25 protein-coding genes are annotated in these 26691 nt (G+C 71.5%); 11 read left to right on the forward strand and 14 right to left on the reverse strand.

What is annotated here, in order from left to right; genetic code table 11:
- Positions 1 to 34 precede the first annotated feature (34 nt).
- From FXO23_RS35895 to FXO23_RS35940, 10 genes are all read left to right on the forward strand, one after another.
- Complete coding sequence (locus FXO23_RS35895) at positions 35 to 1300, forward strand: DegT/DnrJ/EryC1/StrS family aminotransferase (RefSeq protein WP_246258229.1); 1266 nt, start codon at positions 35 to 37, stop codon at positions 1298 to 1300.
- 9 nt (positions 1301 to 1309) lie between these two features.
- Positions 1310 to 1504: a tautomerase family protein gene (locus FXO23_RS35900; RefSeq protein ID WP_158890637.1), complete on the forward strand. Its 195-nt coding sequence runs from the start codon at positions 1310 to 1312 to the stop codon at positions 1502 to 1504.
- Between the two features lie 45 nt (positions 1505 to 1549).
- The gene (locus FXO23_RS35905; protein WP_158890639.1) at positions 1550 to 2605 is read left to right on the forward strand and encodes an LLM class flavin-dependent oxidoreductase; all 1056 of its coding nucleotides are present in this window, start codon (positions 1550 to 1552) and stop codon (positions 2603 to 2605) included.
- Positions 2606 to 3748: an N-methyl-L-tryptophan oxidase gene (gene solA, locus FXO23_RS35910; RefSeq protein WP_158890641.1), complete on the forward strand. Its 1143-nt coding sequence runs from the start codon at positions 2606 to 2608 to the stop codon at positions 3746 to 3748. It abuts the gene before it with no gap.
- Between the two features lie 30 nt (positions 3749 to 3778).
- Positions 3779 to 4918, forward strand: coding sequence for a beta-ketoacyl synthase N-terminal-like domain-containing protein (locus FXO23_RS35915; protein ID WP_158890643.1), 1140 nt, complete (start codon positions 3779 to 3781; stop codon positions 4916 to 4918).
- Positions 4918 to 5778: a beta-ketoacyl synthase N-terminal-like domain-containing protein gene (locus FXO23_RS35920; protein ID WP_158890645.1), complete on the forward strand. Its 861-nt coding sequence runs from the start codon at positions 4918 to 4920 to the stop codon at positions 5776 to 5778. Before FXO23_RS35915 ends, FXO23_RS35920 begins: the two co-directional genes overlap by 1 nt.
- Before the next feature lie 45 nt (positions 5779 to 5823).
- A complete protein-coding gene (locus FXO23_RS35925) occupies positions 5824 to 6078 on the forward strand; it encodes an acyl carrier protein (RefSeq protein ID WP_158890647.1) in 255 nt (84 codons plus the stop codon).
- A 17-nt stretch (positions 6079 to 6095) separates the two neighbouring features.
- Positions 6096 to 7742, forward strand: coding sequence for a (2,3-dihydroxybenzoyl)adenylate synthase (locus tag FXO23_RS35930; protein WP_158890649.1), 1647 nt, complete (start codon positions 6096 to 6098; stop codon positions 7740 to 7742).
- 1 nt (position 7743) lies between these two features.
- Positions 7744 to 9042, forward strand: a complete 1299-nt coding sequence (locus FXO23_RS35935) for an acyltransferase domain-containing protein (protein ID WP_158890651.1) — start codon at positions 7744 to 7746, stop codon at positions 9040 to 9042.
- Positions 9043 to 9152: 110 nt separating this feature from the next.
- Positions 9153 to 9857 (forward strand): FadR/GntR family transcriptional regulator, encoded by a 705-nt coding sequence (locus tag FXO23_RS35940; RefSeq protein WP_158890653.1) that lies wholly within the window; start codon positions 9153 to 9155, stop codon positions 9855 to 9857.
- Here FXO23_RS35940 and FXO23_RS35945 read toward each other — a convergent pair.
- Entirely contained in the window at positions 9846 to 11033 is a 1188-nt protein-coding gene (locus tag FXO23_RS35945; protein ID WP_158890655.1) for an MFS transporter, read from the reverse strand. The two genes, FXO23_RS35940 and FXO23_RS35945, sit on opposite strands and share 12 nt — an antisense overlap.
- Positions 11034 to 11046: 13 nt before the next feature.
- The gene (locus FXO23_RS35950; protein ID WP_158890657.1) at positions 11047 to 12153 is read right to left on the reverse strand and encodes a thiamine pyrophosphate-dependent enzyme; all 1107 of its coding nucleotides are present in this window, start codon (positions 12151 to 12153) and stop codon (positions 11047 to 11049) included.
- A gap of 185 nt (positions 12154 to 12338) precedes the next feature.
- Here FXO23_RS35950 and FXO23_RS35955 point away from each other — a divergent pair, with 185 nt between their 5' ends.
- A complete protein-coding gene (locus FXO23_RS35955; RefSeq protein ID WP_218952253.1) occupies positions 12339 to 13538 on the forward strand; it encodes an MFS transporter in 1200 nt (399 codons plus the stop codon).
- Between the two features lie 76 nt (positions 13539 to 13614).
- Here FXO23_RS35955 and FXO23_RS35960 read toward each other — a convergent pair whose 3' ends face one another.
- Genes FXO23_RS35960 through FXO23_RS36015 form a run of 12 tightly spaced genes read right to left on the reverse strand, consistent with a single transcriptional unit; the run spans position 13615 to position 26688 of the window.
- Entirely contained in the window at positions 13615 to 14775 is a 1161-nt protein-coding gene (locus FXO23_RS35960; RefSeq protein ID WP_158890659.1) for a YbfB/YjiJ family MFS transporter, read from the reverse strand.
- Positions 14775 to 16067 carry a flavin-containing monooxygenase gene (locus FXO23_RS35965; RefSeq protein WP_158890661.1) on the reverse strand — a complete coding sequence of 431 codons (1293 nt, stop codon included), beginning with the start codon at positions 16065 to 16067 and terminating at the stop codon, positions 14775 to 14777. The genes FXO23_RS35960 and FXO23_RS35965 overlap by 1 nt, the downstream gene beginning before the upstream one ends.
- Positions 16060 to 16932 carry a class I SAM-dependent methyltransferase gene (locus FXO23_RS35970; protein WP_158890663.1) on the reverse strand — a complete coding sequence of 291 codons (873 nt, stop codon included), beginning with the start codon at positions 16930 to 16932 and terminating at the stop codon, positions 16060 to 16062. Before FXO23_RS35970 ends, FXO23_RS35965 begins: the two co-directional genes overlap by 8 nt.
- Positions 16933 to 16946: 14 nt before the next feature.
- On the reverse strand, positions 16947 to 17966 hold the full coding sequence (locus FXO23_RS35975; protein ID WP_218952254.1) for a C-terminal binding protein: 1020 nt from the start codon (positions 17964 to 17966) through the stop codon (positions 16947 to 16949).
- Between the two features lie 13 nt (positions 17967 to 17979).
- Positions 17980 to 19146: a phosphonoacetaldehyde reductase gene (locus FXO23_RS35980; protein ID WP_158890665.1), complete on the reverse strand. Its 1167-nt coding sequence runs from the start codon at positions 19144 to 19146 to the stop codon at positions 17980 to 17982.
- The gene (locus FXO23_RS35985) at positions 19124 to 19984 is read right to left on the reverse strand and encodes an isocitrate lyase/phosphoenolpyruvate mutase family protein (RefSeq protein ID WP_158890667.1); all 861 of its coding nucleotides are present in this window, start codon (positions 19982 to 19984) and stop codon (positions 19124 to 19126) included. Before FXO23_RS35985 ends, FXO23_RS35980 begins: the two co-directional genes overlap by 23 nt.
- Positions 19984 to 21378, reverse strand: coding sequence for a cupin domain-containing protein (locus tag FXO23_RS35990; protein ID WP_158890669.1), 1395 nt, complete (start codon positions 21376 to 21378; stop codon positions 19984 to 19986). The genes FXO23_RS35985 and FXO23_RS35990 overlap by 1 nt, the downstream gene beginning before the upstream one ends.
- Entirely contained in the window at positions 21375 to 22589 is a 1215-nt protein-coding gene (locus FXO23_RS35995) for an aminotransferase class I/II-fold pyridoxal phosphate-dependent enzyme (protein ID WP_158890671.1), read from the reverse strand. The genes FXO23_RS35990 and FXO23_RS35995 overlap by 4 nt, the downstream gene beginning before the upstream one ends.
- A 7-nt stretch (positions 22590 to 22596) precedes the next feature.
- Entirely contained in the window at positions 22597 to 23973 is a 1377-nt protein-coding gene (locus FXO23_RS36000) for an aldehyde dehydrogenase family protein (RefSeq protein ID WP_158890673.1), read from the reverse strand.
- A gap of 6 nt (positions 23974 to 23979) precedes the next feature.
- Positions 23980 to 24861 (reverse strand): carboxyvinyl-carboxyphosphonate phosphorylmutase, encoded by an 882-nt coding sequence (gene bcpA / locus FXO23_RS36005; protein WP_158890674.1) that lies wholly within the window; start codon positions 24859 to 24861, stop codon positions 23980 to 23982.
- Positions 24862 to 24869: 8 nt separating this feature from the next.
- Positions 24870 to 26147, reverse strand: a complete 1278-nt coding sequence (locus tag FXO23_RS36010) for a CMP-5'-phosphonoformate--3-phosphoglycerate phosphonoformyl transferase (protein ID WP_158890676.1) — start codon at positions 26145 to 26147, stop codon at positions 24870 to 24872.
- Positions 26140 to 26688 carry an adenylyltransferase/cytidyltransferase family protein gene (locus FXO23_RS36015; RefSeq protein WP_158890678.1) on the reverse strand — a complete coding sequence of 183 codons (549 nt, stop codon included), beginning with the start codon at positions 26686 to 26688 and terminating at the stop codon, positions 26140 to 26142. The genes FXO23_RS36010 and FXO23_RS36015 overlap by 8 nt, the downstream gene beginning before the upstream one ends.
- Positions 26689 to 26691 lie beyond the last annotated feature (3 nt).

A 26691-nucleotide genomic window follows, 5' to 3' on the forward strand; every position in this document is an offset into this window, starting at 1 on the left:
CCAAAGTCTTTATGGCGACGTGGGGGTTCTGCGCGTGACGGAAATACAAGAGCGCGAAAAAGTTCGATACCAGGTGCCGTTCGCGCGCCGGGGATCGGTCGTCGACAACGACGATCTCGACGCGCTTTCCAAGGTGGTCAGAAGTGACGAACCGCTGTCCTCCGGGCAATGGCGAGATGAATTCGAACGGAGATTTCGCGAGCATATCGGCACCCGGCACGCCCTTTCGGTGACCAGCGGCACGGTGGCGCTGGAAATAGCGATCAGGTTGTTGAACCTGCGACCGGGCGACGAGGTCGTGGCCACCTGCCAGACATTTCAGGCATCCATTCAGCCGCTGCTCGCGATGAACGTGGCGGTCCGGTTCTGCGATATCGACCCGGACACCCTGAACCTGGATCCGGACAAACTGGAAGCCCTCATCACACCGCGGACCAAAGCGGTCATTCTGGTGCATTACGCCGGAAATCCCGCCCGGATGCGGGAGATCGTCGCGATCGCGCGGCGGCACGGCCTGCTGGTGCTGGAGGACGCCGCGCACGCGCTCGGTTCCGGCTACCAGGGCCGGCGCCCCGGTTCGCTGGGCGACATCGGCTGCTTCAGCTTCCACTCCTCGAAGAACATGACCACCCTCGGCGAAGGCGGAATGCTCACCTTCGACCGGGACGACTGGGCGGCGCGGGCGGACCGGATCAGGTCCAACGAGGTGGACATGACGGCCGGTCCGGTCAACCCCGCCCTCGGCGCGCCACCGGACGTGCTGCCCTGGATGAAGTTCTCGTCGGCGATCTACCGCGAGTCCTACACCGCGATCCTGGGCGCGGGCACGAACGCGACGCTGTCCGAACCCGCCTGCGCCACCGGGATCGTGCAGCTGGACAAGATGGCCGGGCTGGTGCGGCGCCGCCGCGCGATCGCGGCCCGGCTGGACGAGGTGCTCGGCCGGTACCCGGAAATCCGCCTCCCGGTCGTCGCGGCCGGGGACGAGCACGCCTACCACCTCTACACCTGCTTCGTGACCGACGGCGCGGACGCCCGGCACGCCCTGATCACCGCACTGGACCGGCGCGGCATCGAGGTCCAGCTGCGCTACTTCCCGCTGCACCTCACCCCGGAATGGCAGGCCCGGGGCCACGGTCCGGGTGAATGCCCGGTCGCGGAGAAGCTCTGGTTCTCCGAGCACGTCAACCTGCCCTGCCACCCCGGCCTTTCCGAGACCCAGGTCTCCCTGCTCTGCTCGGCGCTGGACGCCAGCCTCCACGAGGTGTTCGGCCGCCGCTCCTCGCTGGCCCGCGGCTAAGGACTTTCGATGCCTTTCATCCACGTTCATATTCTCGAAAAGCGACTCACCCCGGAAAGCGAACGAAAACTGATCAGCGGAATCACCGACGCCGTGGTGGAAACCTTCGGCGAGGACATCCGCGAACACGTCTGGGTTGCCCTCGATTCCGTTCCCGAGCATCGCTGGGGCCTGGGCGGACGCCAAATCGAACCCCCTGCCTGACCATTTCGCCGACTGACTGCCACTCCACCACCACATGGGGACAAAATGGACTTCGGACTCAACTTCTTCCCGGTCTTCGCGCCCGAAAAGAAAACGGCCACCGACTATTACCGGGAGGTCATCGACCTGTCGGCGCTCGCCGACCGGCTCGGTTTCGAACATGTGCAGACCGTCGAGCACTACGGCTCCCCCTACGGCGGTTACAGCCCCGATCCGGTGACCCTGCTGGCGGCGGTCGCCGCCCGGACCGAACGGATCCGGATCACCACCGGCGCGGTGATTCCCGCGTTCACGCACCCGCTGAAACTCGCGGGCAAACTCGCGATGCTGGACAACCTGTCCGGCGGGCGGCTGGACGCCGGTTTCGGCCGCGGTTTCCTGCCGGACGAATTCGACTGGTTCGGCATTCCGATGTCCGAGAGCCGCCGCCGGTTCACCGAGGGCATCGAAGCGTGCCGGCGGCTCTGGTCGGAGGAGAACGTGAAATGGGAGGGCGAGTTCCACTCGTTCGGCCCGGTCACCCTGCTCCCCCGGCCGGTGCAACGGCCGCATCCGCCCATCTTCGTCGCCTCGGCGTCGAGCCCCGAATCGTGCGCGGCCGCCGGGACGGCGGGCCACCACCTCCAGGTCGTCCCGTCGATCGTCAGCCACGGCACCCTGCTCGACATGCTCGCCGCGTACCGCAAGGCCTGGGCCGACGCGGGCCGTTCGCTCGCCGACGCGCGCATCCAGATCAAGTACACCTGCTACCTCTCCGACGATCGCGCCCAGGCACTCGCCTGGGGCGAGAAGTTCGAGAACAACTACGTGGACCTGATGTCCGGGGCGATCGCCTCCTGGGCGGCGACCCAGTCGGACGCCTACCAGGGCTACGAGAAGCTGATCGAGAAGGTGCAGCAGTACGACTTCGCGAAGTCGTTGCGGGACAACAAGGTCCTCGCCGGGACACCGGCGCAGGTGGCCGAGCAGCTGCGGGCCATCCAGGGGGCCTACGGCGACGACCTCACGGTCAGCCTGCACCTCAACGCCGGTTACCTGCCCCACCGCGACGCCGCCCGCGCGGTCGAACTGTTCGCCGCCGAAGTCGCCCCGGGGTTCTAGATGGCCGAGCCGGAAGCCGAGGTCGCCGTCATCGGGCTCGGCGCGTGGGGTTCGGCCGCCCTGTGGCGGCTGGCCAAACGCGGGATCCGCCCGATCGGCATCGAACGGTTCGGGCGCGGGCACGCGCTCGGCTCGTCGCACGGGGGCAGCCGGATGTTCCGGGTCACCTGCCTGGAACACAGCGGGCTCGTCCCGCTCGCGCGCCGGTCCTGCGAGCTGTGGCGCGAGCTGGAACGCGACGCGGGCGAGCCCCTGCTCACCCAGTCCGGCGGCCTGCTGATCGGCAGCCCGCGGGGCCAGATCGTCGGCGGCACCCTGGCCGCGGCCGCCGAACACGGGATCGAGACGGAAACCCTGACCGCGCCGGCCCTGCGCGCCCGGTTCCCGCAGCACGACCGGCTCGGGCCGGACGACATCGGGGTCTGGGAACCGTCGGCGGGCATCGTCCGGCCGGAGGCCGCGATCCGCGGCGCGCTGCGGGCCGCGGAGGCCGCCGGGGCGCGGATCTTCACCGACACCCGGGTCACCGGCCTGGAGCCGGACGCGACCGGGGTGTGGATCCACACCCCGGTGCGGAGCCTGCGCGTCACCCGGGTCGTGGTCGCCGCGGGGTCGTGGCTGTCGTCGCTGGTGCCGGTGCCCGGGCTGCGGGTGGTCCGGATGCCGGTCACCTGGTTCCGCCCGGCCGACGAGTCGGTGTCCTACGCACTGCCCGATTTCCCGGTGTTCATGCGGGAAATCGCCGAGGGCACGGTGTTGTGGGGCTGCGGCGCCGAATCCGGGTACGACGTGAAGCTGGGGCTGGAGCAGTTCGACGGCACCGCGGTGCCGCTGGATCCGGAGGACAGCGACCGTTCGGTGCGCGAGGCGGACTGGGCGAAGTTGAGCGAGGTGCTCCCCGGGCACCTGCCGGGGCTGGCACCGGCCCCGGCGCGGGTCGCGGTGTGCATGCTCACCCTCTCCCCCGACGGCCAGTTCGTCCTCGGCGCGCTGCCGGAGGCGCCGAACATCGTCGTGGCCAGCGGGGACAACGCGCACGGTTTCAAGCACGCCACCGGAATCGGGGAGGTGCTCGCCGACCTCGCGACCGGCGGGCAACCGCGGCTGGACGTCTCCTTCACCGACGTCAAACGGTTCCGGTAGCGGATTTCCGCGGTTTTCCAAGGAGGAAGGTTGACGCTCGACATCACGGGCATCGGCGCGGTCGCGTCCATCGGCGGCACCCCGGAGGACATCCACGACGCGCTGTGCGCGGGAACCAGCGGGGTGGGGCCGGTCCGGGCCTTCGACCGCACGCGGTACCGGGCCGAGGCCGCCTACGAGATCGACGACCGCGCCGAGGACGGCCGGGACGAACCGCGGCGCGCGACGAGGTGGCTGGTCACCGCCGTCCGGCAGGCGCTGGCCGACGCGGGGCTGCTCGGCGAGGCCGCGCGGTACCCGGTGCTCATCGGCACCACGCACCGCGAGCAGCGGACCGCGGAACTGTGGTGGCGCGGGCAGGCCGAGGCCGGGTTCGCGGATCTGCACTTCGGCGCCGCGCTGCGCGAGGAGTTCGGCAGCACGGACGTCTTCACCTTCGCCAACGCGTGCGCGGCCTCGCTCTACACGCTCGGGCTCGCGCAGGACCTCGTCGAGGCGGGTGCGGCGGACACGGTGATCGTCGCCGGAACGGATTCCATCACCGAGAGCAGTTTCGGCATCTTCGACCGGATCCAGTACGGGCGACCACCGTCCGCGGTCCGGCCATTCGACAAGGAGCGCCGCGGGATGGTGATGGGCGAGGGCGCGGTCGCGGTCGTGGTCGAACGGCCGGGCGCCCACGACCGCCGCGTGCGCGCCCGGGTCCGCGGGGTGAGCGTGAACTGCGACGGCGCCCACCCCACGCAGCCCGCGGTGGACAGCGTGGAACGGGCCGTGCGGGACGCCCACCGGCGCGCGGGGGTCACCCCGGCCGACATCGACCTGGTGATGCTGCACGGCACCGGCACGGTGCTCAACGACCAGGTCGAGGCGGCCGTGCTGCGCAACGTGTTCGAACCGGCGAGCGCCCGGCCGGTGCTGACCGCGATCAAATCGATGACCGGGCACACCCTCGGCGGTTCCGGGCTGCTCAGCTTGCTGATGGCCGTGCTGTCCATCCGGCGCGAACGGGTCCCGCCGATCATCGGGCTGGACGATCCGATGGACGAGGTCGCCGGGATGGACCTGGTGCGGGACAAGCCGCGGCAGGCGAGCGTGTCCACCGCACAGGTCGACGCGTTCGGCCTGAGCGGCATCAACGCGGTCGCCGTGCTGGAGGGGGTCTCGTGATGGGGGTGTGCGTCACCGGGGTGGGGCTGGCCGTGGACGGCCTGCGGGACGTCGCCGACCTGCTGCTGCCCTACACCCGGCATCCGGGCGGATTCGATCCGGAGAAGGGCTTGCGCGGCAAGGAGATGCGGCATCGCGACCGGGCTTCGCGGCTGGCGCTGCGCGCGGCCGAGGCGGCCCTGCGCGACGCGGGTTTCCTGCGGGAGAACGGTTTCGCCGGGCCGGGTGAGCGCACGGCGACCGTGGTGAGCACGAATCTCGGCAACCTGGACAGCGTCTGCTCCTTTGTGGACACCATCGCCGAGGAGACCGCGACCGGGCTCAGCTCGACCGGGCTGCCGCACACCTCCAGCAACGCGATCGCCGGGTGGATCGCCATCGAACACGGGTTGCGGGGGCCGTGCGTGACCCTGTGCAACGGCCCGACCAGCGGGCTGGACGCCCTGCACTGGGCGCGCGTCCTCGTCGCGTCCGGCCGGGCGGACGTCGCGGTCGTGGCGGGCGCGGAACCGAGCAACGACTACGTGGACCGGCTCCTGCGCGAGGCGGGCGAACCGTCCTGGCCGGACGGGGCGGCCGCGGTGGTCGTCGAATCGGACGAGCACGCCCGCGACCGCGGGGTGAAGGCCCGCCTGCGGATCGGCGCCTACCACCGGGGCGCCGACGCGGCGGCGGTTTCCGCCGAACCGGTGGCGGAGCTGGCGTCCTGGGCGGGCCGCCAGTCCGGGGCGCTCGGCGTGCTGCAGTGCGCGGCCGCGGTCGCCCGGTTCGATCTCGCCGCCGAACCCGGCGCCCTGCTCGCCGCCTCGTGCGAAGTGCCCGGGGAGACCGCGGCGGCGCTGCTGTTCACCGGGCCCTGACGAGGCCCGACCGGAAATGGCTCAACGACAAGGGGAACGCATCCAATGACGAACAACCAGGTGGCCGTGGCGAAGGAGGACCTGCGCGCGCTCGTGGCCGGGGTCCTCGAACTGGACGTGGAAGAGGTGGCCGACCACACGCACTTCGGGAACGAACTCGGCGTCGACTCGCTGATGCTGCTGGACGTGGCGGCGCGGATCGAGAAGCGGTTCGGCGTCAAGATCGGCGAGACCGAGATCAACGAGGTGGAGTCGTTCGCCGAGGTCCACGAACTGGTGCTGAGCAAGCAGAACGCGTGACGGCGAAAGGAACGTTGATGACGCAGGAAACCCTCCGCCCCGGCGAACTCTGGGCGCGGTGGCCACCGGAACTCGCACAGCGTTACCGCGCCGCCGGGTACTGGCAGGGGCTGACCTTCGGCGAACGGCTCACCGGCTGGGCGAACCGGTTCCGCGGGCGCACGGCCCTGGTCGACGGGGACCGGCGGTGGACCTTCGACGAGCTGGACGCGAGCGTCGACCGGCTGTGCACCGGGCTGTCCCGGCTCGGCCTGCGCCGCGGCGACCGGGTGGTGGTGCAACTGCCCAACTGCGCCGAGTTCGTGGTCCTGTGGTTCGCGCTGACCCGCCTCGGCGTGGTACCGGTGCACGCGATGCCCGGCCACCGGCGCAGCGAGATCGCGCACCTGGTCTCCCTCGCCGACGCCGCCGGATACGTGGTCGCGGCCCGGCACGCGCGCTTCGACTACCGCGAACTCGCCGCGGAGATCGCCGACGCCGCACCCGGGCTCAAACACGTGATCGTCGCCGGGGACACCGGTGGGCGCGCGGATTTCCGGTCGCTCGCCGAGCTGATGGCCACCCCGGCCGAACCCGGGATCGGGCAGGCCGATCCACCCGCGTCCGAGGAGCTGGCCCTGCTCCTGCTGTCCGGGGGAACCACCGGCACGCCGAAGCTGATCCCGCGCACGCACGACGACTACGCCTACAACGCGCGGGCCGCCGCCGAGATCTGCGGCCTGGACGCCGATTCGGTGTTCCTGGCGGTGCTGCCGATCGGCTTCAACTTCACCATGAGCTGCCCGGGCATGCTCGGCACGCTCGAGGCCGGTGGCCGGGTCGTCCTCGCGCCGAGCCCCGGCCCGAAGACCACGTTCGACCTCATCGAACGCGAACGGGTGACCATCGCGGCGATCAACCCGCCGCTGGTCCCCTACTGGCTCACCGAACTCGAAACCGGCGACGCGGACCTGTCCAGCCTGCGGGTGCTGCAGGTCGGCAGCGCGCGGCTCGCCGACGATCTCGCCGAGGCGATCACCCGGACCCTGGACTGCCGCCTGCAGCAGGTGTTCGGGATGTCCGAGGGCCTGCTCTGCCTGACCCGCCTGGACGATCCGGACGAGCTGGTGCACACCACCCAGGGCCGGCCGATCTCGCCGGACGACGAGATCCGGGTCGTCGGCCCCGACGACCGGCCGGTGGCCGCGGGCGAGGTCGGCGAGCTGCTCACCCGGGGCCCGTACACGCTGCGCGGGTACTACGCGGCGCCCGAGCAGAACGGGCGGAGTTTCACCACCGACGGGTTCTACCGCACCGGCGACCTGGTCCGGGTGCTGCCCAGCGGGCACGTCAACGTGGTCGGGCGGGCGAAGGACCAGATCAACCGGGGCGGCGAGAAGATCGACGCGACCGAGGTCGAGGGGCATCTGCTGGCCCATCCCGAGGTGCGGGCGGCGGCGCTGCTGCCCGAGCCCGATCCGACCTTCGGCGAACGCGCGGTGGCGTTCCTCGTCTGCTCGGGCCCCGCGCCCGGCCCGAAGGCGATCGCCGCGTTCCTGCGCGAACGCGGGGTCGCCGCGTACAAGCACCCGGACCGCCTGGAGATCGTCACCGAGATGCCGCTCACCGCGGTCGGGAAGATCGACAAGAAGGCGCTGGCCGCCGAGTACCTGGGCAGGTCGTGACGTGGCGAACCTGCTGTTCCCGCTTTCCGCGCACGCTCCGGAAGAACTCGCGGCCACCGCGGGGAAACTCGCGGACTGGCTGGAAGACGCCGGGGCGGACGTGCCGCTGGCCGATCTCGCGCACACCCTTGTCCAAGGCTCGCTCCTCCTGCGTGAACGCGCGGTGGCGGTCGCCTCGTCGCACGAGCAGCTCGTTTCGCGGCTGCGGTCGCTGACCACCCTGGAACCCGGCACCGGCACCACGCTCGGCTCCGCGACGACGAACGGCGAGCCGGTCTGGGTGTTCTCCGGTCACGGCTCGCAGTGGCCCGGGATGGGCCGGGCGCTGCTGCGGCACGAGCCGGTGTTCGCCGAGCGGATCGGCGCGATCGAACCGATCATGGCCGCCGAGGCGGGGTTCTCGGTGCGGGCGGCGATTTCCGGGGAGCAGCCGGTCACCGGGGTCGAACGGGTGCAACCCGCGCTGTTCGCGATGCAGGTCGCGCTCGCCGAGACGTGGCGCGCGTACGGGCCGGAACCGGCGGCGGTGATCGGGCACTCCATGGGCGAGGTGGCGGCCGCGGTCGTCGCCGGGGCGCTGACCCTCGCCCAGGGGGTGGCCGTCATCTGCCGCCGGTCCCGGTTGATGGCCCGGCTCGCGGGCGACGGGGCGATGGCGATGGTCGCGCTGCCCGGCGACGCGGTGCGGGCCGAACTGGACGAGGCCGGGATCGCGGACGTCGTGGTCGCCGCGTACTCCTCCCCGGTGGCCTGCGTGGTTGCCGGGGCGCCCGGGCGGGTGGCCGATCTGGTGGCGGGCTGGGCGGCGCGCGAGCTGATGGCCCGCGCGGTGACCGTGGAGGTCGCCTCCCATTCCCCCCAGGTCGCCCCGATCATCGACGAGCTGACCGCGTCCCTGGCCGGGCTGGCCCCGGCGGAACCGGCGATCCCGTGCTACACCACGGTTCTCGATGATCCGCGGGAACGGGCCCGGTTCGACGCCGAGTACTGGTCGGACAACCTGCGGCGGCCGGTTCGTTTCACCGGGGCCGTTTCGGCGGCAATTGCCGACGGTCACGCGCTTTTCGTCGAAATTTCACCACATCCGCTCCTGGCATACCCGCTCCGGGAAAATGTCACGGCCGCGCGCCGCGATGCCGTGATTCTGTCCACCATGCGGCGGGGCGGCGACGCGGCGCTGCGACTGCGCACGCAACTCGGGGCGCTGCACTGCGCCGGGGCACGGCTGGACTGGTCCCGGCTCGCCCCGCCGGGACGCCGGATCGATCCGGCCTTTCCGTTGCCATTGCCCGGGTTTTGAGTCCCGATAACAGAACAGCTACCGCACGCGCCCGACGGCATCAGGACATTTGCGACATCCGGACATCTGATGTTAGATGTTTTTGCACCTGGTGTCGAAGGGAGATTCCCATGCCTCTGCGCAGCGTCGATGTCGCGCGGCTGGCCGACACGGTCATGGCTCAGTTCGAGGGGTTGATCGAAAGCGGCGAATGGCCGGTGGGCACCCGGATTCCGCCGGAACCACAACTGGTCGAGCAACTGGGCGTCGGCCGGAGCACGGTCCGCGAGGCCGTGCGCGCGCTGGAACACGCGGGGCTGCTGGAAGCGCGCCGCGGCGACGGGACGTACGTCCGCGCGAACAGCGGCCTGTCCGCGGCGCTCCTGCGCCGCACGCGCCGGGCCACCGCGCTGGAAGTGCTCGAGGTCCGGGACAGCATCGAACGCGACGCCGCCCGGCACGCGGCCCGGCGGCGAACCGACGAGGACATCGCGCGCATCGAGCGCGCACTGTCCGCCCAGGACAGTGCCCGGGAAAGCGGCGACCTCGGCGCGTTCATCCGCGCCGACACCGATTTCCACCGCGCGGTCATCGCGGCCACGCACAACCAGGTGCTCATCGACCTGTGGGAAAGCCTGAGCCACGCGCTCGAGTCGGGGGTCCGGACGGTGATGGCGGACGTGCACCGCGCGCACAGCGAATTCCCCGGCCACGGCAAACTCGCCGCCGCGATCGCCGAAGGCGACGCGGCCAAGGCCGCGCGTGCGGTCGAGGCGCACATCCGCACGGCGATCGGGGTCCTCCGGCGGGCCCAGGAGTCCACATCAGACTCTTGAACGAGTGCGCACGGCCGAACACGCGGCGGCGAGCAGCAGGGCGGCCGCGGTGCCCGCGAAGATCCACTCGTGCCCGCCCCGGTCGTACAGCAGGCCCGCGATCATCGGCCCGCCCGCGCCGAAGGCCGCCGCGGGCAGGTTCTGCAGCCCGCTCAACGTGCCGTAGACCGACGGATCCACCTGGTGGGACAACACCAGGGCGCGAAGCGGGGCCTGCGCGCCGTACCCGGCCCCGAACATGATCACCCCGATCGCGAGCAGCACCGGGCGCACGGTCAGCACCAGCAGCACCACCCCCAGCCCGGAAAACACGAGTACCAGCACCAGCAACCGGACCGGGCTCAGCACCCGGCTGAGCAGTCCGAGCGCGAGGCGGCTGGGCGGGCTGGACACCCCGATCAGGCCGCCGATCGCCGCGGCCGTGAGCGGGGCGACGCCGCGCTCACCCAGATACGGCACCAGGTAGACGAACACGACGTGCGCGGCCAGCATGACCAGCGCGCCGCCGATGGTCAGCGCCCAGAAGGAACGCAGGCGCACCGCGCGCGACACCCGCGCGGGGCGGTCCCCGTCCGCCGGGCGGTCCGGCCGGTCCCGGTCCGCCGGACCGTTGCGCAGCACGAGGGCGTGCAGCGGCAGCGCGACGCACAGCTGGATCAGGCCCATCACCACCAGGGTTTCCCGCCAGCCGGTCTCCTGCACCAGCCAGCCGGCGAGCGGCGTGAACACCAGCGACGAGGTGCCGCCGACGAAGGTCAGCACGCTCAGCGCGGATTCCCGGTGCCCGGGGCACCACGTCGTCACCACGGCGAAGGACACCGGGTAGTAGGTCAGTCCCATGCCGAGCGCGTGCAGCCCGGCCCACAGCGGGTAGAGCCAGCCCGCGCTGTGGACGGTGCTCATCGCGAGCAGCGCGGCGCCCGAGGCCGCGGACCCCAACGCCATCGGCACGCGCGGCCCGTACCGGTCCAGCAGCCGCCCCGCGGCCAGGCCGAACACCCCGCTGGCGAGCAGGCCGAGCGAGTACACCCCGGCCACCGCCGCCCGGCCCGCGCCGAGATCCCGTTGCCAGTGCGCGATCAGCACGCCGAACAGGTACTGCGAGGTGCCGTACGAGATGATCGTGGTGATGCCCAGCGTGCCCACCAGCCACCACGCGTAGCCGATCTTCCGCACGCCCGCGACGGTATTACGAACCGGCGGCCTTGCGGAACCGTTCGGTGAGCTCGTCCAGACCGGCCGACGCGGTCGCCCGCGGATGCACCTCATCCGGGGTCGGCGCCACGTCCAGCACGCACAGCACCGGCCCCGGCGCCCGCAACGCCCGGCGGAGCTGCCCGGTCAGCGGTTCCCGGCGGCGGCAGGTGAGCACCGCGGCGTAGCCGAGCCCGGTGCCGAGCGCGGTCCAGTCCACAGTGGACGAAGTGGTGGCCTGGCAGCCGGTGGACTCGTAGCAGCCGTTGTCCACCACGACGTGCACCAGGTTCCGCGCGCCCGCAGCGGAAACGGTCGTACCGGTGCCCAGGTGCATGAGGAAGGCGCCGTCCCCGTCGAGCACCACCACGCGGCGGTCCGGGTTCGCGGTGGCCAGGCCGAGCCCGATCGCGGCCGCGTGCCCCATCGACCCCTGCATGTAGAACGTCCCCGGCCGGTCGAGTTCGTGATTCGCCTGGCGGGAGAGGTAACCGGTCGTGGTGACCAGGAGTTCGTCCCCGAGTTCGGCGAGCAGGGCGGCGACCACGATCGGCCGGGTCAGGGCGTCCCCCGCCCGTTCGGTCACCGGCGCCGGATCCGCGGCGCCGACCGAACCGCGCGGAATCAGGGTGAAGAACGGCAGCCCGGCTTTCCGCGCCCGCCCGGCCCGCTCGAGCGCTTCCGCGAAACCGCCCGGGCGCAGCACGGTGTACGGGACGCCCAGTTCGTCCAGCAGCGACTCCGACGCGGCGCCCATCGCCGCGTGCTGCGGTTCGTCGGACTCCGGATCCGGCCAGCCGCGCAACGTCATCGCCACGAACACCGGGATCCGGCACGGCAGCAGCAGGGACGCCAACGGGTTCACCAGGTTGCCGAAGCCGGAGTTCTGGCACAGCACGGCCGCGGGCGTGCCCGCCAGTTCCCAGCCCGCCGCGAGCGCCAGCGCGGCGCCCTCGTTCGCCGCCGGGGTCAGCTCGCCGAGCCGGTCGAACTCCGACCACGGTCCCTTCAGGTGACCGCAGGGGACCCCGGTCACCCGGCGCACGCCGTATTCGTGCAGCGCCGTGACGAACGTGCGCGCGGGCAGCTTCTCCTCGGTCACCGCTTCCCCTTCCCCCAGCCGACGAATGCGAAGCATCCATCTTCGTGCCTCGCGCGGCGGCGCGTCGAGCGTTGTGGTCCGCCCCTGCGGGTTCCTTGTCGCGCTCTGCGCCCGATCTTCTAGACCTTTGCCCAAATCTCTTGCACTAGCGTGACGGGGGAACCGTCACCGAGGGGGTATGTGCGGTGAGCGCGCGGATGCGCAGCATGGTGGTGCTCGTGCTCATGTTGCTGCTGCTGAAGAGCACCTGGTTCTCGGCGGCCGCGGTCCTGCCGCAACTGCGCGCCGAATGGGGACTGTCCACGGCGGCCGGGGGCGCGCTGACCGTGGCGGTCCAGCTCGGATTCTGCCTCGGCGCGGTCGTTTCCGGGCTGCTCAGCGTTTCCGACATCGTCCCGCCCCGCCGCCTGATCTTCGCCAGCGCGCTCGGCGCGGCGGCCGCGAACACCGTGCTGCTCGCCGCACCCGGATTCGGCGCCGGGCTCGCCACCCGGTTCGCGACCGGTTTCTTCATCGCCGGGGTGTACCCGCCGGCGTTGAAGCTCGCGTCGACCTGGTACCAGCGGGGCCGGGGCGGCGCGATCGGGCTGATGGTCGGCGCGCTGACCTTCAGTTCGGCGGTCCCGCACCTGGTCAACGGGCTGGGTGGGCTGGCGTGGCGCACGGTGATCATCGGTACCTCGATCCTCACCGTGCTCGGCGCGTTCGGGATGCTGGCGGGCGTGCGCGAGGGCCCGTACCCGTTCCCCGCCGCCCGGCTCGATCCGCGGCAACTGGGCGCGGTCGTCCGCAACCGCGGCGTCCGGCTGGCGACGCTCGGGTACCTGTGCCACATGTGGGAGCTGTACGCGATGTGGTCGTGGTTCCTGCTGTTCAGCCACGACACCTTCGCCCGGTTCGGCCGGACGCCCCTGCCCGCGGCGGCTTACCTGACCTTCGCGGTCATCGGCATCGGCGGCCTCGCCAACTGGGTCGGCGGCGTGCTCGGCGACCGCTACGGCCGGGAGAAGGTGGCCATCGGGATGCTGGCGGTGTCGGCGACCTGCGCGGCCACCATCGGGCTCGGCGCCGAACTCGGCGTCTGGCCGGTCGTGCTGATCGGGCTGGTGTGGGGGTTCAGCGTGGTCGGCGATTCGGTGCAGTTCTCCACCCTGGTCACCGAACTCGCCGACCAGTCCTACGTGGGCACCGCGCTGACCCTGCAGATGGCCCTGGGCTTCGGCGTCACCGGCATCACCATCTGGATCGTCCCCGCGATCCAGGCGGTGGCGGGCTGGACGGTCGCCTTCCTGCTGCTCGTCCCCGGCCCGCTGCTGGGCATCGTGGTCATGCGCCGCCTGCTGCACGCCCGGACGGAAGACCGCCTGCCCGTCGCGGTCGGCTGAACCCTCCGGCCCGAGCGTGCAACTCGCGTGCCTGAACGTGTAACTCGCTTACCTGAACGTGCGACTCGCACGCTGGTCACGCGGTCCGGCGGGGTTGGGTGAGGGCGACCAGGGCGGCGAGGACGATCAGGGCGAAACCGAGCGCGAGCCCCGCCTTGATCCCGCCCGGTCCGTCCGAAACGAGACCCGAGACGAACGGGCCGACGCACTGGCCGAGCGCGAACGCGACGGTCAGCCCGGCGATGGCCGGGGTCCATCGCGCGGGCGGGAGCAGGTTCCGGGCGGTCGTGGTCACCGCGGTCATCACGTTCAGGAAGGCCACCCCGAACAGCGCGGCCGAGCAGAAGGCGGCCACCGCGCCGGTCGACAGCAGCGGCACCAGCGCGCCCGCGGCCAGCACCACGAGCACCAGCGCGGTGCCCACGCCGCCGTTCACCGAGGAAAGCACCGCGCCCCAGAGGAATCCCCCGGCCACGGCGGCGAGGCCGAGCACGGTCCAGAACGCGGTCACCTCGCCCGCACCGGCGCCCGCCTGCTTCAGGTACGCGACGATGAACGTCATGTAGGCGATGTATCCGGTGCCGAACAAGCCATACGCGGCAAGCAGGGCGGCGAGCCGCCCGACCGGCCAGCCGCGGCGCGCCCGGGTCGCGGCGGGCTTCTCCTCCGGCGGCACCGCCCGCGCGGCGGGTACGGCGGCGAACAGGACCAGCAGCCCCAGCCCGCCCATCAGCAGCCACGCCGCGCGCCAGCCCCAGGCCGCCTCCACCACCGGGACGACCAGCCCGGAGAGCACCACCCCGGCGCCGCTGCCCGCGAAGTAGACGCCCAGCAGCACGGTGGCCCGCCGCCCGGAAAGGCCCAGCCCGGCCCGCGAGGTGAGCCCACCGCCCACCACGAAGCACACCGACCCGCCGGTTCCCGAAATCACCCGCAGCACGAGCAGGCCGAGGGTGTCCGACAGCGCCGCGGTGCCGAGCAGGGCGAGCGCGGTGACGACCAGGCCGCCGAGGAACGCCCGCCGCTCCCCGATCCGGCGCGCGATCGGCGCCGCGATCACCGCCCCGGCCAGATGGCCCACGGCGTTCGCGGTGTTCTGCTGCCCGGCCGTGCCGAACGACCAGCCCAGTTCGTCCCGCATCGCCGGGAGCACCAGCGCGTAGGCGAACCGCGCGAAGCCCAAGCCGACGACCGGCCCGGTGGACAGGCCGAACGCGACGGCCATCGGTCTGATCATCACCCCGACGTTAGGGCATGCAGGGCCCGGGACACCTCCTTTTCGTACGCTCGGGCTTCGACGGCCAGGGCGTGCCGGTCGGTGTTCAGGTAGTGCAGGCCGCCGGACAGCCGCGGGCGGGCCCGCACCAGGGACTTCAGGTCCGAGCGCCCGGTGTCCTGGGCCCGCAGCACGGCGGCCACCAGCTCACCCTGCCGCGCCAGCAGCGGCGCCGCGGCCGCATTGGTCTCGAACATGCCGACCACGAACAAACCGGACAACTCCGGATCCACCACCCTGAGCCAGAGGTCCGGAACGTGCTGGTGCCAGCGGAACAAACCCGGGTCCAGGAACGGGAAGTGCACCCGGTACCCGGTGGCCGCGATGATCGTGTCGAACGGACTCCGCCGCCCGTCGATGAATTCCACGTACTCGCCGTCGAGCGCGCGCACGTCCGGCGCCACGTCGACGTCCCCGTGCGCGAGGTGGTGCACCAGCGTGCTGTTCACGATCGGATGGCTGTCCAGCACCCGGTGATCGGGCGCGGGCAGGCCGAACCGGCTCGGGTCCCCGGCGAAGGTCCGCAGCAGGAACGCGAACACCGCCTGTTCGAGCCGTTTCGGCAGGTGCGGGCCGCCGTGCGCGATCACGTCGACCGGGCGCCCGAACAGGTGCTTCGGGATGATCCAGTACCCGCGCCGCAGGCTGATCGTCGCGGCGCGCGCGTCCCGGGCGGCGTCGCTCGCGATGTCCACCCCGGAGTTCCCGGCCCCCACCACCAGCACCCGCTTCCCGCGCAGCTGGTGCGGCCCCCGGTAGAACTTGGCGTGGTACAGCTCGCCGTCGAAGGAACCGGGCCAGTCCGGCAGCCGCGGTTCCCACTGGTGCCCGGTGGCCAGCACCAGCGCCCGGTACCGCCGTTCCCGCTCGCCGTCCGGAGTCCGGACCGCGAGCTGCCAGTCCCCCGCGGGCCGCCGTTCCGCCTTGACCACCTCGTGCCCGAACCGCACGAACGGGGTGACGCCGGCGTGGTCGGCATAGGACCGGACATACGCCAGGATCTGGTCGTGGCGCGGATAGTCCGGGTAATCGGACGGCATCGGGAAACCGGGATACCCGGACAGCGTGCGCGAGGAGATGTAGTGCGCGGTCTCGTACATCGGGGTCCCGGGGTTGTCCAGGTCCCAGATGCCACCGATCGCCGAATGCCGTTCCAGCACCTCCACCGGATACCCCGCGCGCCGCAGCGACGCGGCGACGGTGACCCCGGACGGCCCGGCCCCGACCACGCCGACCGGGAGTTCCTCAGGCACCGCGCTTCTCCGCCAGCACCACGGAAATCCATTCCTCGGCGCGTTTGGCGGCCGGTTTCGCGCTGCCGTAGCGGCGGCCCAGTTCCGGCATGGTGAGGTGCTCGGAGACCTTGAGCCCCTGCGCGCCCAGCAGGTCCTCGACCTCGGTGGCGTTCCACATCGAGTAGTACGGTTCGCCCCGGGCCGCGGTCCAGGTGGTCGCCGCCTCGCCGCCCGGATACTCCCGCGTGTTGCGCGCGATGTAGTCGTGGATCAGCAGCCCGCCGTCGGACAGCAGCTCGGAGATCTGGCGGAACGTGCCGGTCGCCGACTCCTCGTCGAGGAACATCACCACCGCCAGCCAGATGAACAAGGATTTGCGCGCCGGATCGAAACCCGCCTCCCGCAGCCCGGAAGCCATGTCGTCCCGGCTCAGATCGCACGGCACGAACGTGATCCGCCGGGTGTCCGAGCCCAGGCCGTGACGCTCCAAAGTGGACTTCTTCAACCGTTGCGTGGACGGGTGGTCGACCTCGAACACGCCGACCGGCTCGGGCAGCCGCAGCCGCAGTGCCGAGGTGTCGTACCCCGCGCCCACGAACACGATCTGCTCCAGCCCGCGTTCGGCCTCGCGCGCGATGATCTCGTCGACGAACACCGCGCGCAGCACGACCCAGCTGATCACCCCGGGAAAGCGCTTGTCGTACCAGTCGAGCGCGCGGGTGGCCACGAACGGGAACCGGTACAGCGCCCGCCAGTGCGGGCTGGTGATGAAATGGCGCGCGTACGGATCGTGCAGCAGGCGGTCGGGGGCGGGGCGCACCGCCTCCACCGCGCGCACGGCGGCGGCGACCTCCGCGGTGCGGCTGGGCTTTCCAGGGATCATCTGCTCCGTCCTTCCTATCCGGTCAGGGAGCCGAAAAGCGTGGGTTTCCCGGTTTCCAGCACCTGCCGGACGCCCTCGGCGACCCGGCGGCGCGAACTGGCCTCCGATTCGGCGGACAGGAAGGCGCGGTGCGAGGTCACCACGACGTTGCCCAGCCCGGCGACCTTGGCGAACCAGGGATCCTCGTGCGGGTTCTCCGGGGAGAACACGTCCAGCGCCGCACCGCCGAGCCGCCCTTCGGACAGCGCGTGGAACAGCGGTTCGGGGTCGACCAGCGCGCCGCGGGCCGCGTTCACCACCAGCGCGCCGGGTTTCATGCGCGCCAGCGCCGTGCGGTCGACGATGCGCCGGGTCTCGTCGGTGAGCGGGCAGTGCAGCGTCACCACGTCGGCGGTGGCGAGCAGTTCCTCGAAGCCCACCGCGCGCACGCCGTAGCCCTCGACGAGATCGGGATGCAGGTACGGGTCGTAGGTGAGCACCTCGCGGTAGAACACCCGGAGCCGTTGCGCCACCGCCTTGCCGATCCGCCCGAACCCGACGATCCCGGCGGTGCGCCGCCGCAACCGCCGCGGCACCCCGCCCGCGTAGATGTCGAACCGGCCGCCGGACAACCCGTTGTGCTGCGGGATGATCCGGCGTTCCAGGGCGAGCAGCAGCGCGAGAGTGTGCGTGGCGACCTCGTCCACGCAGTAGTCCGGGACGTGGAAGGCGTGGATGCCGCGTTCGCGCAGCGCGGGGATGTCCAGGTTGTCGGTGCCCACGCCCTGCCGCGCGACCACGCGCAGCCCGGGCCCGGCCGCGTCCAGCAGTTCCGGGGTCACGCGGCAGCGGTAGACCGCGAGCGCGGAAACCCCGCGCACCGCTTCCCGCACCGCGTCCCCGGCGGTGACGTAGCGGCCGTCCGCCACCTCGCCGAGCCGGAGGCGGACCGCGGAACCGAAGACCTCGTCCTCGATGGTCGCCGTACTGGGATCGGCCGAGCCGTTGTGCAGCGCCCACGGCGGATCGGTGTAGAGCACGACCGGTGCGGTCATCGCGTCCCTCCTTTTAGAGCAGGCCGGACAGCAGGCCCAGCAGGGTGTTCCGGCCGACGCGCCGGGGGTTGTTGGCGATCCGGGGCGAGCGCAGGCCCGCGTCCGCGAGATCCGCCAGGTCCCGGGCGCGCACGCCGAACGCGGACAGCCGGTGGCCGAGCCCGGTCCGGCGGAGCATGCCCTCGACGAGCGCGCGGCCGTCCGCGGCGGAGGCGACGCCGAGCAGGCTCAGCACCTCGCGGATCCGCGCCCGCACGAACTCGGCGCCGCGCTCGTCGGCCACGTCCGCGTCGGTGACCCCGGCGTTGTATTCCAGGAAGGCGCCGAGGAACAGCGCGCACGCGTGGCCGTGCGGCACGCCGTAGGTCGTGGTCATCGCGTAGGAAAGGGCGTGCGCGGCGGTCGTCTGGGTCGCCTCGATCGCCTGCCCCGCGAACAGCGCGGCGCGGCTCATCGCCGCCCGCGCGTCCGGGCTGGGCGCGGTGCTGGCGGCGACCAGGTTGCGGGCGGCCAGCGGGATCGCGGTCGCCGCGCGGGAACGGGACGTCTCGGTCGCCGCGACGCTCCAGTACGACTCGACGGCGTGGCTGAGCGCGTCCAGCCCGCAGCTCGCGGTCAGCGCGGGCGGCGCGGCCCAGCTCAGCTCCGGGTCCACTACGGACAGATCGGCCCGGAGCACCTCGTGCTGCAGCGAGGTCTTGCGCCCCCGCACGGTCACCACGGCGATCGAGGTGGCCTCGCTGCCGCTGCCGCCGGTGGTCGGCACGAGCACGAGCGTCGCCCGCCGGGCCGGGACAAGAAGCGAACGTCGGACAACCAAGTAGTCGCCGGGCGGGCCGGGCTGGGCGGCCAGCCCGGCGATCAGCTTCCCGGCGTCCAGCACGCTCCCGCCGCCCACCGCGATCACCGCGTCCACCGCGGACCGCCGCAGCACGCCCACCCCTTCCGCGACGTACTCGGCGGGCGGGTTGGGCGGCACGCCGCCCCGGTGGACCACCCGGATCCCGTGCAGCACCCGGTCCAGCCGCGCCTCGGCGCCGGAGTCCTGGAAGGACCGCCCGCCGGTGACCAGCAGGCACGAGGTCACCGCGCGGCGGGCGAGATAGCCGGGGAGGTCGTCCAGGCGCCCCCGGCCGAACCACACCTCGCCCAGCGCGCTAGACGGACAGCTGACCGACATCGCCCATGCCCTGCAAGTCGAACAGCTCCTGCAGCGTCGCGATCCGGTCTTCCACCGACGCCGTGGTGCCGCGGCGGCGGACCTCGGCCAGGGTGCTGCCCATCGCCCGCACGGCGGCCCGGATGGCGTGGTTGGCGAAGATCACCACCTGCACGCCTTCGGCGACCAGTTCCTCCACAGTGGACTCGTAATAGGTGGTGGGCACCACGACGATCGGGGCGCGGCCGTCCCACTTCCCGACCATCGACAGCACCTCGTCCGCGGTCCGCGACTTCGAGTGCACCAGCACCGCGTCCGCCCCGGCGTCCACATAGGACTCGGCACGCCGCAGCGCCTCGTCCACGCCCTGGCCGGAGATCAGCGCCTCGGTCCGCGCGATCAGCAGGAACTCCTCGGTCTGCTGGCTGCGCTTGCCGGCGCGGATCTTGTCGGTGAACTCCTCGATCGTCTCCAGGGCCTGCCCTTCGCCGATGAAGCTGTTCAGCTTGGGGAAGCGCTTGTCCTCGATGCAGACCGCGGCGATCCCCTCGGCCTCGTACCGGCGGACCATGTAGGACACGTTGGTGCTGTTGCCGAATCCGTTGTCGCAGTCGGCGATGATCGGGATCCGCACCGACTGGTTCATGCTGCGGGCCGCGTCCAGGTACTCCGACATGGTGACGATGCTCGCGTCCGGCACCGCGTGGCTCGTGGAGATCTCGAAACTGGACGCCCACACCGCGTCGAAACCGGCCGCCTCGACCAGCCGCGCGCTCAGGCCGTCGTGCGCGCCCGCCGCGACGATCGTCTTCCCGGCGGCGAGTTCGTCGCGCAGCCGTTTGGCCTTGCTCGGGAGCATCAGTCCCCTCCTTTTCCTGCGAAGGCCCGCGCCGGGTTCCGGCCCCGCGGGTCGTACCACTGGTCCGAATCGGTCACCAGGCGGCGCAGGGAAGCCGGGCCCAGCGCCGAGGCTTCGAGCAGGGCGTCGCCGCTGACCTTGCCGCCGATCCGCAGGACCAGCAGGCGGCCCGGCGCGTCCGGCGCGGTCACCGCGAACCGGTGCGGGACGAACGGTTTGAGGTAGGCGGAATCGTCGGGTCCGAGGTTCCGGCTCAGCGACCGGCCGTCGTGTTCCCAGCTGAAGTCCACAGCGGACGGACCCAGGTTGTACAGGTAGGTGTGCAGCCCGCTGCGCAACGGGGTGCGCCCCTCGCCGAGCACCTCGATCTCCAGGCCGCGCGAGTTCGGGCACACCAGCGTCCCGGCGAGTTCCTTGATCCGGTAGTCCGCGGCCGAATCGTCGGGATAGTGCCAGCTCGGCGCGTCCGCCCCGCGCACGATCCGCACGCCGTCCACCTCGTCCGGCACGATCGGCAGCAGATCGCGCTCGTTCACCCGCAGGGCCCGGGCGATCCCGGCCCGCTCGGCCGCGCTCGCCTCGGCCGAACCCGAGGTCAGCTCGGCCAGGCGGGGCACCGGGATGCCGGTGCGGCGGGCGAGTTCCTCCGGCGAGCAACTCGTGTTGTCCAGGTGGACGCGCAGCAGGGCCGCGGAGGAAGCCGCGGGCGAGGATGCGTCGAACGCGTACCCGGCGGCCAGATCGGCCCCGAGCGCGGACAGTTCGTGCTGCGCGTCGCCGAGCAACCGGCCGCCGTAGGTGAGCGCGAGGATCAGCGCCGGTTCCCCGTTTCGCGCCGCGAAGCTGTGCGGCGCGTAGGGCAGGCCGGACACCGAGTCCCCGGTCTCCATCGGCATGCAGTGCCGCACGCCGTTCCATTCGTAGTAGTAGTTCACCGATCCGACGAAATAGGTGAACTGGTTCAGGAAGTGGCCGTTGTTCCACTCCACCCCGGGGTTGTCCGGATCGTCGTCCTCGACCGGCTGGATCATCCGGATCCATTCCGGCCGGAACATCGACACCCGGCTCATCGCGGTGTCCCGGTACTCGTAGTAGTCCCGCCCGCCGCGGCGCAGTATCCGGGTGGTGGCCGCCGATTCGGCCGCCCGCATGATCCGGACGCCTTCCGGGGCGTCGTCGTGGATCGGGAAGAAGTCCCGCTCGTTGACCGGCCACACCCGCACCGCGCGCTCCAGCACCTCCGGCGGGATGGCGCGGCGGCCGCCGAGGATGTCCTCCACCACCTCCACCGGCACTTCGAGATCGCGCGCGGCCGAGGCCGGATCGCGCTTCAGATCGTTGATCACGGCCCGGAAGATCACCCCGGTCCGTTCCAGATAGGTCGAATCCGTCACCGTGCTTCCCCTCGCACTCGTTCGTATGCTTCCGGCAGCGCCGACACCGTCCGGGTCACGTCGTCGGTGGTGTGGCGCGCGGTCGGGATGAGCCGCAGCTGGATCACGCCCTGGGGCACCACCGGATAGGTCACCCCGGAGCAGAAGATGCGGTACTCGTCGCGCAGCAGGGCGAGGTAGGCGATCGCCTCGTCCTCGGGCATGCGCAGGAACACCGGGGTGACCGGACTCGACGTGTCGCCGAGGTCCAGGCCCTGGGCCCGCAAGCCGTCCTGCAACGCCTTCGCGATCGTCCAGCACGCCGCCCGCAGCTCCGGCCGGGTGCGCATGAGCTCGAGCCGCTTGCGGTTGCCGACCACGATCGGCGCCGGAAGCCCTTTGGAGAACACCTGGGACCGCATGGTGTAGCGCAGATGCCAGACCAGCTCGCGGGGCGCGGCCACGAAGGCGCCGATGCTCGCGCCCGCCTTGGCGAACGTCGCGAAATGCAGGTCGACCCCGTCGGTCACCCCCTGCTCCTCGGGCGTCCCGCGACCGGTCGGCCCCATCACCCCGAACCCGTGCGCGTCGTCCACCAGCAAGCGGAAGTCGTGCTTCGCTTTCAGCGCGACGATTTCCCGCAGCCGCCCCTGGTTGCCGGACATCCCGAACACGCCCTCGGTGATCACCAGCACCGCCTCGTCCGGCGCGCGTTTGCGGTCGACCTGGTCCAGGACGCGGCCGAGCCGGTCGATGTCGTTGTGCGGGAACGATCGCGCGTGCGCGCCGCTCAACCGGATCCCGTCGATGATGCAGGAATGGCAGTGCGCGTCGTAGACCACCCAGTCGTGCCGGGTCAGCAGCACGTCCAGGAGCGACACCATGCCCTGGTACCCGAAGTTGAGGAAGAAGGCGTCCGGTTTGCCCACGAAATCGGCGAGTTCGGCCTCCAGCGCCGCCAGTTCCGCGGTCTCCCCGGACATCATGCGCGACCCCATCGGCGCGGCCAGGCCGAATTCGGCCGCCGCGGCGGTGTCCGCCTCCCGGACCTCGGGGTGGTTGGCCAGGCCGAGGTAGTTGTTGAGGCTCCACACCAGATGCCGGTCACCGCCGAAATCCATGTGGCTGCCCACGTCACCCCGCAGCTTGGGGAAGGTGACCTGGCCGTGCGTGCGCTCGGCGAGCACGGCCAGCCCCTCCCTGCGGTTCGTGACCTTTTCGAAGATGTCCATTCCCCAGTCACCCTTCCCCGACGAGGCGATACGGCATGGTCAGCGTTTTGGTCACCGTCATCGCCCGGATGGAAAACCGAATGCCTTCCCGCCCCACCCCGCTGTGCTTGACACCGCCGAACGGGATGTGCGGTGAATCGAAATGCGGCCCCTCGGCCAGGTTGACCGTGCCCACCCGCAACCGGCGCGCCACGCCGAGGAAGAGGTCCACGTCCCGGGTGAGGATGCCCGCCTGCAACCCGTACCGCGTGGAGTTGGCGATCGCGACCGCCTCGTCCGGGGTGTCGAACCGCAGGACCGGCGCGACCGGGCCGAAGGTCTCCTCGCGCACCAGTTCCGCGTCCACGGGGACCTCGTCGAGCACGGCCGGTTCGACGAGCGCTCCGTCGCGGGAACCGCCGTGCCGCAGTTTCGCGCCGCGGGCCACCGCGTCGGAGATGCGGCGTTCCACCAGTTCGGCGGCCTCGGCGCTGATCAGCGGCCCGAGGTCGGTCGCCGGATCCCGGGGGTCCCCGTACCGCTTGGTCTTCGCGAGTTCGACCATCCGGGCCACCAGCTCGTCGGCGACGCTCCCGTGCGCGAGCACCCGCTTGACGCCCCGGCAGGACTGCCCCGCGGTGGCGAAACCCCCGTCCACGGCGAGTTTCGCGGCGGTGGCCAGATCGGCGTCGGCGAACACGATCAGCGGATCGTTCCCGCCGAGCTCGAGCAGCACCGGCTTGCCCGCCGCCGCCCGGGCCACCGCGTGCCCGGCGGTCACCCCGCCGGTGAAGGTGACCATATCCGTGCACGGGCTCGCCGCGATCGTGCCGCCGACCTCCGCCGGATCGCCGGTGACCACCGCGACGTTCTCCGGCGGCAGCCCGGCCTCGCGCAGAAGGTCCACAAAGGACAGTGCGGTGAGCGGGGTCTTCTCGGACGGTTTGAGCACCACCCGGTTCCCCGCCGCGAGCGCCGGGGCCAGTTTGACGACCACCTGGTTGAGCGGCCGGTTGAACGGGGTGATCGCGGCTACCACGCCGACCGGTTCCTGCACGGTCACCGCGAGTTTCTCCTTGCCCCCCGAGGACAGCGGGATCGTCTCGCCGGTGATCCGTTCGGCCTCGACCGCGGCGACCCGGAGGTTCCCCGCCGCCCGGTCGACCTCGCGCAGCGTCTCCTTCTTGCACACCCCGGACTCGCCGGTGATCAGGTCCGAGATCCGGTCGCGGCGCTGCGCCAGCAACGCGGCCGCCTTAGCCAGCACCGCCGCGCGATCCGGCGGGGCGAGCACCCGCCGGTCGCCCGCGAGCGCCGCCAGCACGCCGGTCACCTCGTCCGCGGACTGCTCGGGGACCGTGCCGAGTTCCTCGCCGGTGTACGGATTCCGGACCTGCACCGCCATCAGCTCCTACTCGTCACCGCGGACGAACCGCTTCTCCAGTTCGGCGAACCTGCTGTAGTCGAAGACCTCGAACAGCTCCTCGAACGTCATCTGCAGACCCATCCGCTTCCAGTAGTTCTGCGTGGTCCCGGTCTCCTTCAGCTCGCGCATCACCTGGCGCAGCACCGAAGCCGCGGCCATCCAGCCGGAAAGCGGGTAGATCACCACGTTGTAGCCGATGGCCTCGAGTTCGGACGAGGTGAGCCACGGGGTCTTGCCGCCCTCGACCATGTTCGCCAGCAGCGGCGCGTCGATCTCGTCGCGCACCCGTTTCAGCTCGTCCACGCTCAGCGGCGCCTCCAGGAAGATGCAGTCGGCGCCCGCGGACAGGTAGATCTTGGCGCGGCGGATGGCCTCGTCCATTCCGAGCGCCTCGCGCGCGTCGGTGCGCGCGATCAGCGTGAAGTCCGGATCCTCCCGGGCGTCCACACAGGCCTCGATCTTCCCGGTCATCTCCTCGACCGAGATCAGCCGCTTGCCCTCGAGGTGGCCGCACCGCTTGGGGTTCACCTGGTCCTCCAGGTGGAAGCCGACGATCCCGGCGCGTTCGAACTCCCGCATGGTCCGCCAGGTGTTCATCGCGTTGCCGTATCCGGCGTCCGCGTCGCAGATCACCGGGAGATTGGTGCACAGCACGATGTTCTTCGCGTGTTCGGCCATTTCCGGGATCTGGGTGAAACCGAGGTCCGGGAAGCCCAGGATGCTCGCCGAGCTGCCCGATCCGGTCATGTGGATCGCCTCGAAACCGGCCTGGTCGATCACGCGCGCGGACAGCGCGTCGTAGGCGCTCGGCACCACCAGGATCTCCGGTGCGTTGAGCAGTTCCTTGAACCGTCGCGCTCGCGACATGGGCCCTCCTAATCCGATGGGTTTCCGGTCAGCCAGGTCAGCAGCCCGTCCGCGCGGTCGACCGGCAGGCCGCCGCGCGCGGCGGTGGCCTCGTCGAACCGTTCGGTCTCGTCCCGCGGTACGCCCGCGCCGGTGACGACCGCGGGCACCCGGTCGTCGCTGTGGATGCCGAGTTCGCAGGGGGTCGAGTGGTCGCAGGTGACCACGAGCGTGTCGGCCGGGCCCAGCCGCGCGGCGAGCGGTCCGATCAGGTCGCGGTCGATCGCCTCGATGGCCTCGACCTTGTCGTGCGGCAGACCGTCGTGGCCCGGTTCGTCCGGGCCCTTGACGTGCACGAACACCAGGTTCTCCGGCGCCGATGCGAGTTCTCCGGCCAGTTGTCCGTAGTACAGGGTGAGATCCTCGTCCGGCCGCGGCGCGGTGTGGGTGAACTCGGCGCCGAGCAAGCGGGACAGTGCGCGCTCGGCCGGGATCTGCCCGAAGAACCGCAGGCGGAATCCGGCGGCGAGGCCCGGCAGCCGGGGCAGGGTGTCCCCCGCGTCCCGGAACAGCAGCAGGTTCGCCGGGCGCTTGCCGTCCGCGATCCGGCACCGGTTGACCTCGCTGGCCCGCAGGATCCGGCCGGTCTGGGCGACCAGTTCGTTCACCAGTTCCGCGGTGCGCAGGGACTCCTCGCGGTCGTCGAGCGCGGTGCAGGCCAGTGCGGAACTCACCGGCCCGCCGGTCGGCACGCCGAACGGTCCACGCCGGACGAATCCGGGGTCGGTGTTGGCCACCTCGCCGCTCAGGGCGAGCGTCCGGCTGGTCAGGGCGACGATTCCCCGGTGGCGGCCGTACGCCTTCAGCCCGAACCGGAGGTCGCCGGGCAGTTCGACCCCGGCCCGCAGTTCTCCGGCGAGGGCCTGGAGTTCGTCGTCGGTCAGGTCCCGCGAGGTCCGCCGGTCCAGCCGCCCGCTGTCCGGGTCCTGGCTGGCGAAGTTGACCCGGAAGGCCACACAGGACCCCTCCGGGTCCCAGAAGTCCGAACCGAACCCCTCCAGCGGGCCGCGACCGGTGTAGTACTTCCGCGGATCGAAGCCGAGCAGGGCCATCGCCCCCGAATCCGATTCCGGGGTGATGCCCGGTTCGATCACGGTCAGCAGCCCGGTGCAGCCCTGCCGGGCGAGGTGGTCCAGGTTCGGGGTCGCCGCCGCTTGGAACGGGGTCCGGTCGCCCAGCCGGGCGATCGGCCGGTCGGCTCCCCCGCACAACGCGATGACGTAGACCTTTCCGGAGCGTTCAGGCATCGTCGCCTCGCAGTCGCCGCGTGCCGGGGAGTCCGTTGAGGACGGCCGCCACGCCGTCGGGGACGAGATCCGTCCAGTCGCCGCCGGTGGCGATGCGCCGCCGGATCTCGGTTCCGGAGGTCACCTTCTCCGTGCGCCGCCACAGCACCTCGGTCTTGCAGCCGACCTCGCCGAGGCGCCGGAGTTTCTCGTCGCCCCAGTCGTCGTAGACCGTGAGGAAGTGCACCGCGTCCGCCGGCACGTAGAACCGGAGCAGCTCCGGCCTGCTGTGCGGAAAGGGAACGATCCGGAAATCGGTCAGCGGCACGCCCGCGCCCAGCAGCGCGGCCTCCACCATGAGCAGGCGTTCGTAGTAGGTGAACGGGTTCGACGACGACAGGTGCCGGTCCGGCTGGGTCGGCTCCTCGACGATCGCCGTGGTGTCCGGGTTGGTGATGCCGACGATCAGCTTGCCGCAGGCGGCCTTCCCGGCCAGCAGGTACTCCAGATGTCCGATGTGCAACGGCTGGAACCGGCCGTGCACCACTCCCACCGCGTGCACCGC

Origin of the sequence: Amycolatopsis anabasis (genome assembly GCF_009765355.1) — a bacterium.
Taxonomy (GTDB): domain Bacteria; phylum Actinomycetota; class Actinomycetes; order Mycobacteriales; family Pseudonocardiaceae; genus Amycolatopsis; species Amycolatopsis anabasis.